The following is a 16,995-nucleotide window of genomic DNA, read 5'->3' as shown; positions in this document are numbered from 1 at the left end:
TGTGATCCCACAGTTATGCATACGTCATTCGTTGTAAAAAAACTAAAGCCACATTATTAGGAGATTACTACATGCCTCAGCGTAATGTCGTCGAGGCGTCTAATCCCTTTCGCGAGGGGTTACGCATTAAAGAGAGCCTTGAGCCATGTGTCATGGTCATCTTCGGTGCCACTGGCGACCTGACACACCGTAAATTATTGCCTGCCCTATACAATTTAGCATTGGAGCATCCACTGCCAGCAGGCTTCTCAGTCGTTGCATTTGCACGACGGCCGTATGACGACGATATCTTCCGCCAGCAGGCCCTTGAGTCCATCAATCAATACTCGCGCCAAAAGCCAGTCAACCAGCAGGTATGGGACAGCTTTGTCGCTGGACTCCATTATCTGCAATCCAACTTCAACGATCCTGAAGGGTACACCAAGCTCAACACGCTCTTAAACAAGCTCGACCAGGAACGTGGCACAAGCGGCAACCGCATCTTTTACCTCTCAACTCCACCAAGCCAGTATCCGGAAATCATCCAGAACCTCGGGGCGGCAGGCTTGAACAGGAACCGCAAGGGCTGGACACGTATCATTATCGAGAAGCCCTTTGGACACGACCTGAATACGGCTCATGAGCTGAACAAACAAGTCGGAAGAGTCTTCAAAGAGGATCAAATTTATCGTATCGACCACTACCTGGGCAAAGAGACGGTGCAGAACATTAACGTCTTCCGCCTGGCGAACGGGATCTTTGAGCCAGTCTGGAACAGGCGCTACGTGGATCATGTACAGATCACCGTGGCAGAGAATCTGGGACTGGAAGGGCGAGCCGGTTATTACGAGGAATCGGGCGCGATTCGCGATATGATCCAAAATCATATGCTACAATTATTAACACTGGTTGCGATGGAACCGCCGATTGCACTCGACGCGAACTCGGTTCGTGACGAGAAAGTCAAAGTCTTGCACGCCCTGCAACCCATGACCGGTCACGATGTGCTTGAAAACACCATCCGAGCTCAATATGGTCCCGGCTGGGTCGGAGGACATCAAGTTCCCGGCTACCTGCAAGAAAATGGCGTCGCACCAACATCCACGACTGAAACCTATGTAGCACTCAAAACGTTCATTGATAACTGGCGTTGGGCCGGTGTCCCCTTCTACTTACGCACGGGGAAGCATTTACCCAAGCGCGTCAGTGAGGTAGCCATCCAGTTCAAGCAGCCCCCGCTGATGCTGTTTAAAGACAGCGATACGCAAGGGCAAGTGGAACCAAACGTCCTGACGCTACGTATTCAGCCTGATGAGGGTATTTCGCTCAAGTTTGGCGCGAAGGTTCCAGGCACCGACATGCAGATTCGCTCGGTGAATATGGATTTCTTTTATGGATCGTCCTTTGTACGCGAACAACCTGAAGCGTACGAACGTCTTTTGCTCGATGCAATGCACGGTGACTCCACTCTTTTCACAAGACGTGACGAAGTAGAGGCCGCCTGGACGTTCGTTCAAGGTATCCTTGATGGCTGGAATAGTGCCTCACGCGATACTATTCACACCTATGAATCAGGATCATGGGGACCGCAGGCAGCAGATGAGTTTATCTGGCGAGATGGCCGTCGCTGGCGACGCCCCTAATCCACCATCATAGGCAGAAAGAGCAAGTAACAAACTCAAGATCACAGTGTCGTCTTAGGGAACATCGATGTTCTAACGATGAAGAAGGGTGTAAGAATGGCAATGGATAACTCTGCAATCACAAAACCACGTCTGCCCTGGGCAGGGAAACAGGTAAGCCAGGAGAAAGTCGAAGAAGAATTGACGACCCTCTGGCATTTAGCAGCTGATAATATGCGTATCAGTCAGAATATGAATGTGCGAGCGAGCGTGCTGAACTTTGTCATCTGTGCTCAGGATGAAAAATCAGCTTACAAGGCCAGTATGCTCTTACGTGATTTGTCCAGTACACATATCGCTAGAGTCACCCTTTTAATTCTTGACCCGCGCAATGATAGTCCCGATGGAGTCTCTACCTGGATTACATTGCGCTCCTTCCCCATCGTTTCCGACGTCATGCGCCATCACTTCGAACAGGTCTCCGTCACCGTCCATGGCAAAGCCGTCCAATATGTGGACTCGATAGTTCAGACACTGCTGAAACCAGACTTGCCAGTGTATCTCTGGTGGCTGAACGACCTGCCTGAAAATCAGGAAATCTTCCAACGCCTGATCAGGATCAGTACGCGCGTATTGATTGACTCAGGCCATTTTTCACAGCCCGAAGAGCAGGTCCGTGCGGTCTCCGCGATCTTACAGGATAATACCACAGAGAGCGCTCTGAGCGACCTTACCTGGGGACGTCTGACAGCATGGCGCGAACTCATTGCTCAGTTCTTCGATGTCGCTGACTACCGGCCATACTTGATGGGGGCCGATTCAATTACAATCGAACATGCAGTCGCTCCAGCGACACAAACGCCTGCCGCACCACCTAATCCCATCAGTGCACTTCTGTTGGCCGCGTGGCTCAAAACGCGCCTGGGCTGGCAACTCTCTGACGACCCCGCCGACAATCAACGCGACACCCAATCTGGCCGCTACGGCTGGCATATGCGTGCCCGTGATATGACCAGAGTCGTCACACAACCCAGGCCAGAGATAGCCAACGGGAATCATATCAGCACGCCGCTGCATGGGATCAGTATCTCGATTCTGCCACGCGAGATCAGCGACGCCTCGCCTGGAACCATCTACCTTGTCAGGCTGACAGGTAGCTCTCATGGGAAGCACGCCACCTTTACGATTGAGCGGTGCGACGATGGAGATCACGTCCAGACGGTGGCTATCTTGCCCGATAGCACACATCCACCACGGACGGTGAACGTAGCGGCGACACATAAAGAGAGTAATTTACTACATAGCGAACTAGAGATCACGGGACGAGATCACCTCTACGAAGAAACATTGCATGAGGTGTTTGCCCTGCTGGGATCAAATTAATCTGTCATTGAGGAGTGTTGTATGGACGTTTCTATTTTTCCAGATGGAGGACAATTGAGCGTTGCCGCCGCCGAGTATATCGTGCGCGTTGCCCAGGAGTCGATTGCGGCTCATGGACGCTTTACGCTTGCCCTATCAGGTGGTTCCACGCCACGCAAGTTGTATGCTATGCTGGCCGATGAGCCCTATCGCGGCCAGATCGATTGGGCCTTGACAGAGATCTTCTGGAGTGACGAGCGTTGTGTGCCACCAGATAATGCTGAGAGTAATTACTTGTTAGCACAGGAAGTCATGCTATCAAAATTGCCGATACCAGCCAGTCAGGTTCATCGTGTGCGAGCAGAGCAGCCTGATCTCGATACTGCTTCCTTGAACTACACTCAGGAGCTGCACCGAGTCTTTGGCACAGAGGATATCCCGCAATTTGATCTGATCCAACTTGGCATGGGTCCTGAGGGTCATACAGCCTCGCTGTTCCCGCATCAAGCATCGCTCAAAGAACAGGAACGTCTGATCATGCCGGTCTCGGTCCCGAAGCCACCGCCGGCACGCCTGACATTTACGCCACCACTACTCAACGCGGCTATTCACATCCTCTTCCTGGTCACCGGACCAGACAAAAGCGAAGCCGTCCAGGCAGTGCTGGAGAAGCCTTATCAACCGGATGAGTTTCCAGCCCAGATTATCCGCCCCACGCACGGCGAGGTAACATGGATGCTCGATACGGCTGCCGCATCTTTATTGACTAAATATAAGTAGGAGCGCTGATTCTATGGCTGAGATTGTACCATCAATTCTATCTGCCGATTTTACCCGTCTGGGCGAACAGGTTCGCGCAGCCAAGGCGGCCGGAGCCCAACGCATCCAGGTCGATGTAATGGATGGTCACTTTGTTCCCAACATCACCATGGGACCAATGGTACTCGAAGCGGTGCGGAGCTGCTTCGATGGCATCATCGAAGCCCATCTGATGATCAGCAATCCGCAAGATTATATCGAAACATTTGCTAAAGCCGGTGCGGACGTCATCATTGTGCATCAAGAAGTCAGCCCGCACCTGCACAAAAACCTGAAACAGATCCACGACCTCGGGAAAAAAGCTGGCGTCGCCATCAATCCCTCGACACCGGTCTTCATGCTCCAGGATATGCTAACCTTTTGCGACCTCATCCTGGTCATGACCATCAATCCCGGCTTCGGCGGCCAGGAGTTTATTCCCGAAACCCTGCCAAAGATACGTACACTGCATCAGATGCTGCATCAGCGCAATCTGACGTGCGATATCGAAGTCGACGGCGGCATCAACGCACAGACCATCCCGTTAGCCGTAGAGGCAGGTGCCAATCTGCTAGTCGCAGGGTCAGCTGTTTATAATAACAAGGAGAGTGTCGAAGAGGCTCTAGCAAAGCTACGCAACACAATCCCAAACTAACTATAGGAAATTTCTACAACGAATAGAGCGCAGGTGAATTACCTGCGCTCCTTTTTGTCATAAGGACTACTTCACGATAAAGTAGACAGTCAAGGCAAGTTCATTCCCAGAATAAATCTCGACCTTATCTGATCCTGGCTGTTCATATACCATTTGTAGAGTTTCTCGAAACTCGCCCTCCCTCCCCTGCGCGCTGCTAGTGGTCGAAGGTGTTCTCTCCATATATAATGTGCCATTCTGATACCATTTGAAAGTATTATTCCCAACCACGTCGTGATAGGCTTTCGAATGAAGGAGTACATTGAAGGTGTGTCCGGCCTGAAAAACATAGGAATCATTGCTACCGAAAATGGTTTTTTTCGTTGTTGGATCAATCTTCGTAGTCAGTTCCGTCAGCTGTATTGAAATGATAGAACTTGCTGCCGGACCTGCCACCTTCGTCCCTGGAGCTGGATCATTCGTCTGGCTCGGTTGGTGAGTGGCCGCAGGCTGGCTGGTGTGACGGATAGTCGCTGTCTGACTCTGCTGATACATGAAAAAGACAATCAATACGCTCGCGATCAGGAGCGCAGCAACCAATCCTGAGGCAATCATGGATAGGCGCTTCCAGGCAATGACGTGCTGACGACTAGAAATGGTTTGATCCTTCATGTGATTATTCCTTTCTGGGGTTCGATATTGCTGAATTGAGATTGGTTTTGTGTGTAATGTTGTTTTTTCTTGTAATGATACCTGATGAGAAAGGCGCTTCCAGGCACGATCCAGCACCTGAGACTCCTCCAGATAGAGATCACTCAGCGTCTGGACAAAGTGAGCTTGCTCTGGTAGATTGCTCTTGGCTTGCTCCTGAGTCTGTAGGAGCTGATCAATAACTTCGTCTACGCTGTGAGGATAAAATTGGTCATCATGCTTTTCCATCAATACAGTTCCTCCTGTTGGCCGTAGCGTACACGTAATTTATTAAGGGTACGAGATAATATCGCCCGAATCGCTGGCGCCTTTTTATGTAATTTCGCGCCAATCTCCACAGAATGCATGCCATAGGCAAAACGCAGTTGTAGGACCTCCTGCTGAAGAGCATTTAATGTGCCAATATAAGCCCTCAATTGAGCATGGTCTTCATTGCGCAAAGTGAATTGTTCTGGTAACTGATCAACATGGTCCGCCAGCAGAGTTTCAATCACTATGTCGATTGAGGATTGACCTGCCTGCTGGCGACTACGCCGATAGTGATCAACTAATTTATTGCGAGCCACACGCAATAACCATGTCAGCTGTTCTGTAGCGCTCATTGTTTGCACGGCTGGATTCTCCAATGAGGCCATAAACACCTCAACCAGGAGATCCTCGGCATCTTCTCGGACAGCCAAACGAGCATTGAGATAACGCAGAACGGTTTGCGAGTGCTGCTTGTAAAGGGTATCCATATCGATTTCTTCATGTGTAGAATAATCGTCTGGTTGATGCATCATACATTCCTTTATAGTTTCTTGAGATCTCACTGTATCTATCGGAATTGAGCATCCAAGTGTGACGCCATTTTGTTTTTCAGACGAAAATAAGCTATGTGTCATCAATCATCACAGCCAGCATCGGATGGCAGAAGCTTGACACCAAAGAGAGTTTTGGATAGGCTGATCTCGATGTTAATCCCTATAAGAAAGATACATTCATAGAGGTAGACAAATGTTTGATGATATCACAGATGTCCCCGGTATTCGTGTGGGTCATAGCACGAATCTAGAAGCCGGTACTGGCTGTACGGTGATTTTATGCGATACGCCTGCAATCGGCGGTGTCGATGTACGTGGTGGCGCTCCTGCAACGCGTGAGACCGATCTTCTCAATCCGCTCTGCATGGTCGAGGAGGTGCATGCAGTCCTGCTCACTGGCGGTAGCGCCTTTGGGCTGGACGCGGCCAGTGGCGTGGTGCGCTATCTCGACGAGCGCGGCATCGGCTATGACAGCGGTGTGGCTCGCATCCCCATCGTTCCAGGAGCAGCGATATTTGATCTGGCTTTCGGGTCCGCAACGGTACGTCCAGAGGCGAGAGATGGCTATGCAGCTTGCGAGCAGGCCGGTAGTGGACCAGTCGAGCAGGGCAATATCGGCGGCGGCACAGGCGCGACAGTGGGAAAGTTACGCGGACCAGCGGGCGCGATGAAGGGAGGTCTCGGCTCGGCCAGCACAGAGCTTCCAGGTGGGCTGATCGTGGGGGCGCTTGCGATCGTGAATGCACTGGGTGATGTAATCGATGTTCAGACACAGCAAGCTATAGCAGCATCCCGCCAGACGAGCGAGCAGAGCGCTGTACCAGGAAATCCATTTGGCAACACGACGATTGCGGTCATTGCCACAAATGCGGCCCTGACCAAGGCTGAGACGAATAAGGTTGCTCAGATGGCGCACGACGGCATGGCACACGTCATTCGACCTGCACATACGATGTTTGACGGCGATACCGTTTTCGCGCTGGCTTCAGGCAACACGACATCTAGCATACCGCATGACCGGGCAATCGCTGCACAACAAGTAAGCTTGTTAGGAGCAGCGGCGGCCACAACGCTGGCGCGTGCAATTGTAAAAGCGATCCGCGCAGCGCGTGCTCTGCATGGTATACCAGCGGCCAGTCCCACGACATAGTATACCTTTCAATCGTCTGAGCGAAGTCACCAAAGAGGCGACACCTTTCAGTTCAACTGATTAACTTGTCGTGGACACATAAGCAACTTCGCTAGCCGCGCAAGCGCGGCATTGACGATTGCTTTTTATAGGCAGCTATCTGTTAGCGATAGAAATTAATAAAATCCTTTTTTGCGACGAATAGCGAACTCCAATCCTGTCTGTCAAGGTTGCAGCATTACAAATAACACGATGCTTATACCGACAAGCATCAGCAGCATACTTCCTACAATGACCAGTACAAACATATAGCTCCTGGAGGTTGCCAGGATGTCTGGAACAAAGCCGCTAGGACGTCGTTCCGATCGTAGAGGAAGCTCTTGTTTAGCAGTCAGGGTCTTTAAACCACCGGTTGCAAGATCCCAGGAATGAGTTGCGAAGTCTAAGGCGTGCTCGTGTTGCGCAGGATTGGAGTCTGTCTGGGCCACCACGGGGGGAGGGTTTGAGGGCGCAAAAGGGGGAGATACCGGGTTCGTTTCGGGCATCGAGTGATCGGGTGAGATTATTCGTGGTCGGTGAGACAAAGTTCTCCGTGATTGCGTATCGCGCACAGGTAACGTCACAGCTTTTCTCCACAGGCGCTTACAGGCTAACCGCATCAACAATGGACAGCTTACAACGTACACACTACATACAGCATTCTTGTCCGACTACTCTTAATTGTAGTCATCGAGCCAATTTCCGCAAGATATCTATGACTATTGGGGGATTTTCTACCCCATTACTATCCAATTATGACTTGATTTCAAAACAGTAGTCGAATAACAACATCGTTCGCGCTTCACTTACGATGTGGACGCACTATGTGGGACAACTTCGTCCTGCTTGAGAAGCTCAAGGAGCATGGCCAGGATGCGACCAGTCGCTCCCCAGATACGATACGTATCATAGTCATAAAAGTGGATCGTACGCGTTCGACCATTGCGTGTCCACTGTTCGGTATGCTCGATAGCTGGATCAGCCAGACGAGGCAGAGCAACTATCACCAGCTCAGCGACTTCACTTTCCTGAAGCTTCAACGTGCCTGGACCTTGTGGCAAAAATGCCACTACGGGCGTAATCAAATAGTTGGTCACCACCGTAAAGACAGGTGGGAGCACGCCCAGGATCTCAATCCGTGCGGGATCAAGACCAATCTCCTCATGAGTTTCGCGCACCGCAGTCATAAGCAAAGACGAATCAGAAGGCTCAACCTTACCACCAGGAAAAGCGATCTCACCGCCATGCGCACGCAAGCTCGAGGCACGTCGAATCAAAGTCAAATGCAGTACGCCATCCTGCACGAAAAAAGGAAGAAGGACAGCAGACTTGCGCGCTTCTTCTTGTTCGCCCTCAATCGCATCGATCAGAGAGGCGGCCATCACGGCAGGATAGAGGCGTTGACGCAAGAGCTGTAGCACATCTTTAGTATTCACTAAGTTCAACACATCCATACTGCGTATTGTAACATACTCGGGTAGAGCTTGTGAAAGAATCTTCGAGCCGAGAGGATAGAAGTATACTCATGTAGAGCTTGCATCAATATGATACAATTTGAAACAGGAAAAATATCGGGGTAAATTGTCAAAAGGGCGGATTTTGCCTTGCAATCGGTGAGAGTATTTGTTATAATAAAGAGTATCGAGTGGGAGTATGCTTACATTTCAGACGCTCATTGTCATATGCATGATGACGTACTGCCTGCGCGTATCGTTTCGTATCACCGTTCTGTAAAGCAAACAAGAGGTTCTACAACTATATCTTGGAAAAAAACTGGGATATCAGAAACCGAAACGATGACCGCCTAAGCAACTCCTCCGATTAAGCCCAAGTCCGATGGTACACTCCCCAGGGTTCCAGCGTGTAAGACAATCCGTATTGTTATTCTTACTGTTTTCGAGAATGGCACCATGGAAAAGTCAGTGCGGCATAACTGACAAAAGAGACAGCACAGAATCAAGAGGGCAGGCACGAGTGTAGTATCGTCGACGAGGCACCAACCGTGGATCGGAAGGGGTTAACTACCTGTGCATGCGCAATAGCACGGCGACCTTTCGACAATGCCAGCGGAAAATCAAAACAGCGGGCGGGTACAGACGATGATCGAAGGAAATGACCTACAAGAACAAAACAGCAGCAACCCGGAAGAGTCGGAAGCGTATAGCCAGAATGAAATGGCTGCATTGCTAGGATTAACCAATCCTGTCAGCATTAAAAGAGGCGATGTAGTCGAAGGCGTAATCGTGCGTATTGATCAGGACGAAATCCTGGTTGATATCGGTCTCAAATCCGAAGGCGTCCTTTCAACAAAAGAGTTGCCATCAGGCGGATATGGCTCTTTTAGCGAACTACACCTTGACGACAAAGTCCTGGTCTATGTCATCCAACCAGAAACTTCGGAAGGGCATGCTGTCCTCTCTCTCAAGAGAGCCAACACGGAGCGCCAATGGCGCATCGCAGAAGAGCAGTACAAAAACAACGAACTCCTCAAAGCCAAAGTCATTGATTACAATAAAGGTGGCTTGATCGTAGACGTTGCAGGAATTCGCGGTTTTGTGCCGATCTCACAAATATTGAACCTCAAGCGTGAAGAAGTCGCCGCTGGTGGTGAAAACCAGGAAACAGCAGCCAAACTTCAAAGCATGAAGGACAAAGAGCTTCAGCTCAAAATCATCGAGATTAATCGGGCTCGTAACCGCCTGATCCTCTCTGAGCGCCTGGCAGTCCAGGAATGGCGCCAGCGCCGTCGTGAAGAGTTGCTCGATGAGTTAAAACCGGGCGAAGTGCGTAAGGGTGTCGTAAGCAACCTGGCAAACTTTGGAGCCTTCGTTGACCTGGGTGGCGCAGACGGATTGGTCCATATCAGCCAACTGGCATGGAGCCGTGTTAACCATCCAAGTGAAGTCCTACATGTCGGACAGGAAGTCGAAGTTCAGGTTCTGAGTGTCGATAAAGAGAAAAAGAAAATCGCACTCTCAATCAAACGTGCCGAAGTCGATCCCTGGACGACCGTAGAACAGCGATACACACCCGGACAAGTTGTCACCGGTACAGTTACAAAAATTGCTCCATTTGGTGCTTTCGCCCGCATTGAGGACGGCATCGAAGGACTGATCCATCTGTCCGAACTCACACCTGGCACCGATCCGAAGTCCATCCTGCACGAAGGAGCTCAGTTACAGTTGCGCATCCTGCGCATCGATGCCGAGCGCCGTCGCCTTGGACTGAGCCTGCGCCAGGCTGACGAGGTCGATCCCAAAGAGGTACCAGCCGAGATCGAGATTCCTGAAGAGGGCTCGGTCGAAGAGGCTGATGCCGAGACGCAGCCAAGTGCGACTGCGGTGGCACCTGAGGCAGCCGTTCCAGCAACTCCCTCACTGGAGTCCCTGCCGGAAACATCTGCTCCCAAGCGCGACCGCAACGAGCAGCGCCGCGACCGCAATGAGCGCGGTGGCGACAACGGTGGCTCACACGACGAGGGCGAATTGACAGCGATGGCGGAAGCCTTCCGCGCAGCAGCTCGCCAGCGCGCAACGACCAAAGAAGAGGATGATGCTTCTTCCGAGCAGTAAGCGCAGACGTCGAGAAGACACAAACCAATAGCACTGAGAACCTCCCAGAGATTTCTGGGAGGTTCTCTTTCAAAAGAGGAATTCTTGACGTTATAAAAAGAGTTGTAGTATGATGAAATGAGCAGTTAAAAAAAGTAACTGTAGATTCTCTTCGGCGTCAAGTTATACAAAGTAAATAGTAAATATCGTTAGGTTATTTGCATCATTTTGTTGTAGAATAAAGCATAGCAATATTGCATATTTACCAGTAACATTGATAATGGAGGGACGACAACCCTGGCTGAGCCAATCCGCGCAGCCACTCGCTTGTCAAGACATCAAAGGAGATACACGGAGACTTCTAAATAGGATGTAACGCATTTATTGACAGACGGGAGGCGACAGTTGTTATCCTTGACGCTGTATGATGGGTGTTGTATGATGAAACACATAATTTACCTGAGCGACACAGAGGGCTCGGTTCCACCCTCTGCCAATGTAAATAGGGGGGTGACAAACAGGTGAACGATAGAGATAGATTTGATAAGTTCACAGAGCGGGCCAGAAAAGTTCTGAGCCTGGCACAGGAGGAAGCCCAGCGCTTCCAACATAACTACATAGGTACAGAACACCTCCTACTCGGCCTTGTTCGCGAGGGCGAAGGGGTGGCAGCCAAAGTACTTGCCAACCTCGGTGTTGAGCTCAACAAAGTTCGCAGCGCCGTCGAATTTATTATTGGTCGTGGCGATCGGATTGTTCTCGGTGAGATTGGTCTGACCCCGCGTGCAAAAAAGGTGATCGAGCTAGCAGTTGATGAAGCTCGTCGTCTGAACCATCATTATATCGGGACAGAGCATCTTTTGCTGGGATTGGTCCGCGAGGGTGAAGGTATCGCCGCTGGCGTGCTTGAAAGCCTGGGCGTAAACCTTGAAAAAGTGCGTACGCAAACTATTCAAGTGCTCAGTCAGTCCGGTACTCCACACGAGCGCGACGCCAAGCACTCCAAGACTCCCACAATTGATCAGATGGGCATTGACCTCACCGCCGCCGCTCGCGCCGGAACCCTCGATCCCGTCATCGGACGTCATCAAGAAATTGAGCGCGTCATTCAGATTCTTTCCCGTAGAAATAAAAATAATCCGGCTCTCATCGGTGAGCCCGGTGTTGGTAAGACAGCTATCGTCGAAGGTCTGGCACAGCGCCTGATCTCTGGCGAGGTGCCAGAAACGTTGGCAGGCAAGCGCCTGTTGACTCTGGACGTCGGTTCTCTGGTAGCAGGGACCAAATACCGTGGTGAATTTGAAGAGCGCCTGAAGAAAATTATAGAAGAGATTCGTAACAGCCGCGATTGTATCATCTTTATCGATGAAGTTCATACACTCGTGGGAGCAGGCGCCGCTGAAGGTGCGGTTGATGCCGCCAATATACTCAAACCCGCGCTCGCCCGTGGTGAATTGCAGTGTATCGGCGCAACGACACTCGATGAATATCGCAAGTATATCGAGCGTGATGCCGCCTTGCAGAGACGCTTCCAGGAAGTGATTGTCCGCGAGCCAACCGTCGAGGAGACCGTTGAGATTCTCAAAGGTATCCGCGAACGCTACGAGCAGCACCATCGCCTGATCATTACAGACGAGGCTCTCAAGGCCGCGACCGATATGGCCAGCCGCTATATCACTGATCGCTTCATGCCGGATAAAGCCATCGACTTGATCGATGAGGCCGCTAGCCGCGTGCGTATGCAGAATTCACTGGCTCCTCTCAACCTCAAAGAGGCGATGAAGGGTCTGGAGTCTGTCCTGCGCGAGAAAGAGGCAGCGATCCAGCAGCAAGAGTATGAACTGGCAGCCGAGCTCCGCGACCGCGAAGTGAAACTGCGCGATCGTATTGCAAAACTTGAATCTGGTTGGCACAAAGAGCGTGGGAACGAAAAACCCACGGTCGGTGAAGAAGAGATCGCTCAGATCGTTTCCATGTGGACAGGTATCCCTGTGATGCGAATCGCTCAGGAAGAGTCACAGAGATTGCTCCAGATGGAAGAGGCACTTCACTCTCGCGTGATCGGTCAGAACGAAGCGATAGAAAAAATTGCTCGCGCTGTACGCCGCGCCCGTGCTGGACTGAAAGATCCGAAGCGCCCGATCGGCTCCTTCATCTTTATGGGTCCTACCGGTGTTGGTAAAACAGAGCTGGCCAAAGCACTGGCCGAATTCATGTTCGGTAGCGAAGATTCCCTGATCAAAATCGATATGTCAGAGTTTATGGAGCGTCATGCGGCCGCAAGGCTTGTCGGTGCCCCTCCCGGATATGTCGGTTACGAGGAAGGTGGTCAATTGACCGAGGCGGTGCGCCGCAAATCCTATAGCGTGATCCTGCTCGACGAAATCGAAAAGGCTCATCCCGACGTCTTCAATATGCTACTCCAGATTCTGGAAGATGGTAAGTTGACGGATGCTAAAGGACGCACGGTAGACTTCCGCAATACAGTCATCATCATGACATCGAACGTTGGTGCCGCCCTCTTGAACAAAGAGGCCTCGATCGGCTTTAAGCAGTCGAAAGACAAGCAGAAAGCCAATCAAGCTGGCTACGATGCTATGAAGGATAAAGTATTAGGTGAGTTGAAGAATACCTTCAAGCCAGAGTTCTTGAACCGTCTCGACGAGATCATCGTTTTCCATTCCCTGCGTATGGAAGAGATGTACTCGATTGTTGACCTGTTACTGAACCGCGTACGCACTCAGTTAACCGAGCAACAGATCGAGCTGGTCGTTCCTCAGAACGCCAAGGACTTCTTGATCGATAAGGGTTTCGATGCTCAATATGGTGCGCGACCATTACGCCGTACCATCCAGCGCATGGTCGAAGATCCATTAGCTGAAGGCTTGCTGCAAGGGAAGTATCATCCTGGTGATCTGGTGGAAGCCAGCGTCGTCGATGATGATCTGCACCTGCAGGTACGCAACCGCATCGAGCAGTTGCCAGCCCCGGCCGAAGTTGCTCCCGAAGCGGCCCTCTCGGCCGGCGGAGAGAGCAGCGTTAGTAGCGACAATTAAGATTTAAAAGAGGGGATGTGAGCAATCATGTCCCCTTTCTCTCAAGCAAAATGGATTCATGCCAAAAGTACGCACAAAATATATCTGCCAGCAGTGTGGTGGGGAACAAAGTAAGTGGCTAGGAAAATGTCCTGATTGCGGAGCCTGGAACACCCTGGAAGAAGTGGTGGACGTCCCGACCAGTCCCGCACAGCAGCGACGTCAATTGATGTTTGGAGGAGCTGGCGCTTCACATGGATCAACTACCCCGATCGTTCTCCCTCAAATCAAACCGTTAGTCCAAGAACGAATTCCCGTGGGCTATCCAGAAATGGATCGTGTGCTCGGTGGTGGCCTCGTACCAGGATCACTGATACTGGTAGGCGGCGAACCAGGGATAGGCAAGTCAACGCTTCTCCTACAGGTCTCTGGCATGATCGCAGAGAATGTAGGTCCCGTCCTCTATATTTCAGGCGAAGAATCGATCGAGCAGATTAAAATGCGGGCCGAACGCCTGGATATCGTCGGCGAACAGCTGTATCTACTGGCTGCAGTAGATCTGGACATGATCGTCGAGACGGTCAATCGTCTCAAGCCAGCGCTCGTGATCGTCGATTCGATTCAGACCGTCATGGCTGGACATCTCACTTCCGCCCCCGGGAGTATCAGTCAGGTCCGCGAATGCACGGTCCAGCTAATGCAGCTAGCCAAAACTTCTCAGATACCTATCTTTATCATTGGACACGTCACCAAAGAAGGCACAGTCGCTGGCCCCAAAGTCCTGGAACATATCGTCGACGCAGTGATCTATCTCGAAGGCGAACGCTATCACTCCTATCGCCTGCTACGAGGCGTCAAAAATCGCTTTGGCGCAACGCACGAGATCGGCGTCTTTGAGATGCAGGGCGAAGGTTTGATTGAAGTCTCTAATCCATCAGCGGTATTCCTCTCCGATCGCGCCGTCAATGCAAGCGGATCGGTGGTCACTGTCAGCATGGAGGGCACACGCCCACTTCTGATTGAGGTCCAGGCGCTGGTCACACCCAGCAACTTCGGAAATCCACGCAGCACCACCAATGGCATAGATCATAATCGCCTGGTAATGCTGATGGCGGTCCTGACAAAGCGGGTTGGGCTTGCAGTTGGAGGCCATGATGTGTATGCTAATGTTGTCGGAGGTTTTACCATTGAAGAGCCTTCTATCGATCTTGGTGTGGCAGCAGCGATAGCATCCAGCTATCGGGAGCGCATCATACCAGCAGATATGGTCCTGATCGGCGAAGTAGGACTCTCAGGAGAGCTCCGTGCAGTCAGTCGTCTCACATTACGCGTCAGGGAAGCTGCCAAGCTAGGCTTTAAGCGCTGCCTGATCCCCAATGCCGGACAGGGTACGCGCATCAAAAGTGAGCTGGAGGCAGCGGGGCTTCCTGCGGACTTCAAAGTGATCACGGCCAGTACGCTAGCGGTGGCACTTGAGATAGCATTACATTAACAGTAGAGGAAAGAAGTTGAACTCTTTCCAAATCGTATCCTTAACTTGTATCCGTCCCTGTACATCGGATAGCGTAAGTTTATAGAGATACCAATCTATTGATTCTTCAGTAAATACGGTGTATACTGCATATTTGGTACACGTACTACATTCAAAGTTGAAAAAGGATCAGTTCGTAGCAAAAAAGAACGTTCTTGCTGCTTACACATCATTCCATGAATGTAGCGAAGGAAGATCAGGAGACCTTTCGCAAAAGGGAAGACCTGGTCCTAAACTAAAACAATATCGTCATTGATTCGTATACATGTTAAAATCGGTCGCTCAACAGGAACCTATTTTTTGGACAGCAGGTCCAAGGTGTTTCATCAGGAATTATCTTTTTTCATTCATCATTTCTCGTTTTCGACCTGCCAATCACACAAAGAAGTAGCGTAGCCCTCTTGAGCTTAGACAGCACCCTCGGGGTGCACGCTTGGAGGATGCAGGGATGTCAGTAAATACAGTTACCCGCATCATAGGAGCCCTGGTCGCAATCTGCGCCGCGATTTCTATCTCATTGTACCGTGCGACAACCTGGGGACCATTACCGCTTCCCACGCCATGGGTAATCGTGATTATCGCCACCGTCTGCGCAATTGCAGCCTTTATTATTACACCATACGTTACCGTCATTCCGTATCAGTGGCTGATCCACAAGATTCGCGCAGCTTCAGCCAGTGATCTTCTGGCTGCCGCCATCGGCCTGGCCATCGGACTTATTCTTGCTGTCTTGTTAGCAATCCCCTTACAGTACCTCCCCTTCGGATTAGGTCAGATCACTCCATTTCTGGGAGCGGTCCTCTTTGGCTACATCGGACTCAGCGCAGCCGTACTGCGTAAAAACGATATCGTGCACCTGTTCCAGTTCCGCCGCCGCGAGCGCGATGAAGAGCGCGAGACACGCAGCGAGCGCAATAAGAGACGCGAGTTGGAGAAAGAGACACCATTGCCACCAACTCCCACATTGACCCAGATTCTGCTCGATACCAGTACCATCATCGACGGACGCATCGCCGATATCAGCCAGACAGGCTTCATTATTGGCACCATCGTCGTGCCACGCTTCGTCCTGAACGAGCTGCAACGCATCGCCGACTCAGCGGATACCATGAGACGCAATCGCGGTCGCCGTGGCCTTGAGATCCTCAACCGCCTGCAGAAAGATGCAACGGTGCCGATCGTGATCGTCGATACCGATGTCGAAGGCATCGCCGACGTCGATGGCAAATTGGTACAGATGGCACGCGATCAGCACTGTCCAATCATCACCAACGACTTTAACCTCAACCGCGTCGCCGAGTTGCAAGGTGTAAAAGTCCTCAACATCAACGAGCTTGCCAACGCCATCAAGCCAGTGCTCCTGCCCGGAGAGGACATCTACATCAAAATCATGCAAGACGGCAAAGAGCTCGGTCAGGGCGTCGGCTATCTGGACGATGGAACGATGATTGTGGTGGAAAATGGTCGCCAGTATATGAATATGACGATTGAAGTGTCGGTGACACGCGTACTGCAAACAGTCGCGGGACGCATGATCTTCGCCCATCCCAAGCAGGCTAATAGTAACAATAATAATAACAATAGCAACAACAACAATAGTACCAGCGTCGCACCTGCTCCCCAATCATCGATCAAGCAGAGACCGGCGTAATTGCCTGTGGAGCAAAGAGACGTAGCTATCGAGCACCCACGCGGTGCTCTTTATTTTTGTGGGGGTGCGCTTGACCTGTGTCAAGCGAAGCGAAGACTGTGTAGCGTTGCACGCGAGCGTGCGATGTCCCACTCGACGTACGATCAGGCC

13 protein-coding genes are annotated in these 16,995 nt (G+C 51.2%); 9 read left to right on the top strand and 4 right to left on the bottom strand.

Features of this window, described 5'->3' with window-relative positions; genetic code table 11:
- Positions 1-71 precede the first annotated feature (71 nt).
- From zwf to rpe, 4 genes are all read left to right on the top strand, one after another.
- Entirely contained in the window at positions 72-1,622 is a 1,551-nt protein-coding gene (gene zwf, locus AC27N8_RS28340) for a glucose-6-phosphate dehydrogenase (protein ID WP_487071764.1), read from the top strand.
- Positions 1,623-1,724: 102 nt separating this feature from the next.
- Positions 1,725-2,984: a glucose-6-phosphate dehydrogenase assembly protein OpcA gene (locus AC27N8_RS28335; RefSeq protein WP_487071762.1), complete on the top strand. Its 1,260-nt coding sequence runs from the start codon at positions 1,725-1,727 to the stop codon at positions 2,982-2,984.
- Between the two features lie 21 nt (positions 2,985-3,005).
- On the top strand, positions 3,006-3,743 hold the full coding sequence (pgl, locus tag AC27N8_RS28330; RefSeq protein WP_487071760.1) for a 6-phosphogluconolactonase: 738 nt from the start codon (positions 3,006-3,008) through the stop codon (positions 3,741-3,743).
- 13 nt (positions 3,744-3,756) lie between these two features.
- Positions 3,757-4,416, top strand: a complete 660-nt coding sequence (gene rpe / locus AC27N8_RS28325; RefSeq protein ID WP_487071758.1) for a ribulose-phosphate 3-epimerase — start codon at positions 3,757-3,759, stop codon at positions 4,414-4,416.
- A 66-nt stretch (positions 4,417-4,482) separates the two neighbouring features.
- Here the strand turns inward: rpe and AC27N8_RS28320 are convergent, their stop codons facing one another.
- Positions 4,483-5,334 (bottom strand): hypothetical protein, encoded by an 852-nt coding sequence (locus AC27N8_RS28320; RefSeq protein WP_487071756.1) that lies wholly within the window; start codon positions 5,332-5,334, stop codon positions 4,483-4,485.
- Entirely contained in the window at positions 5,334-5,888 is a 555-nt protein-coding gene (locus tag AC27N8_RS28315) for an RNA polymerase sigma factor (RefSeq protein ID WP_487071754.1), read from the bottom strand. The genes AC27N8_RS28320 and AC27N8_RS28315 overlap by 1 nt, the downstream gene beginning before the upstream one ends.
- A 214-nt stretch (positions 5,889-6,102) precedes the next feature.
- Between AC27N8_RS28315 and AC27N8_RS28310 the strand changes: the two genes are divergently transcribed.
- On the top strand, positions 6,103-7,059 hold the full coding sequence (locus AC27N8_RS28310; protein ID WP_487071752.1) for a P1 family peptidase: 957 nt from the start codon (positions 6,103-6,105) through the stop codon (positions 7,057-7,059).
- A gap of 203 nt (positions 7,060-7,262) precedes the next feature.
- On the opposite strand, the gene AC27N8_RS28305 is transcribed toward AC27N8_RS28310, so the two are convergent.
- Positions 7,263-7,661, bottom strand: coding sequence for a hypothetical protein (locus AC27N8_RS28305; RefSeq protein WP_487071750.1), 399 nt, complete (start codon positions 7,659-7,661; stop codon positions 7,263-7,265).
- A 222-nt stretch (positions 7,662-7,883) separates the two neighbouring features.
- Complete coding sequence (locus AC27N8_RS28300; protein ID WP_487071748.1) at positions 7,884-8,513, bottom strand: NUDIX hydrolase; 630 nt, start codon at positions 8,511-8,513, stop codon at positions 7,884-7,886.
- Positions 8,514-9,137: 624 nt separating this feature from the next.
- Between AC27N8_RS28300 and AC27N8_RS28295 the strand changes: the two genes are divergently transcribed.
- From AC27N8_RS28295 to AC27N8_RS28280, 4 genes are all read left to right on the top strand, one after another.
- Positions 9,138-10,649 carry a 30S ribosomal protein S1 gene (locus tag AC27N8_RS28295; protein ID WP_487071746.1) on the top strand — a complete coding sequence of 504 codons (1,512 nt, stop codon included), beginning with the start codon at positions 9,138-9,140 and terminating at the stop codon, positions 10,647-10,649.
- Between the two features lie 500 nt (positions 10,650-11,149).
- Entirely contained in the window at positions 11,150-13,684 is a 2,535-nt protein-coding gene (locus AC27N8_RS28290) for an ATP-dependent Clp protease ATP-binding subunit (protein ID WP_487071744.1), read from the top strand.
- Positions 13,685-13,742: 58 nt separating this feature from the next.
- Positions 13,743-15,155, top strand: coding sequence for a DNA repair protein RadA (gene radA / locus AC27N8_RS28285; protein WP_487071742.1), 1,413 nt, complete (start codon positions 13,743-13,745; stop codon positions 15,153-15,155).
- Positions 15,156-15,642: 487 nt separating this feature from the next.
- Positions 15,643-16,845 carry a PIN/TRAM domain-containing protein gene (locus AC27N8_RS28280; protein ID WP_487071740.1) on the top strand — a complete coding sequence of 401 codons (1,203 nt, stop codon included), beginning with the start codon at positions 15,643-15,645 and terminating at the stop codon, positions 16,843-16,845.
- Positions 16,846-16,995: the final 150 nt, after the last annotated feature.

This window comes from Dictyobacter sp. Z7_2, assembly GCF_057551105.1.
Note: the sequence above shows the minus strand (reverse complement) of the source record. Positions and strands in the feature narration are given on the sequence as shown.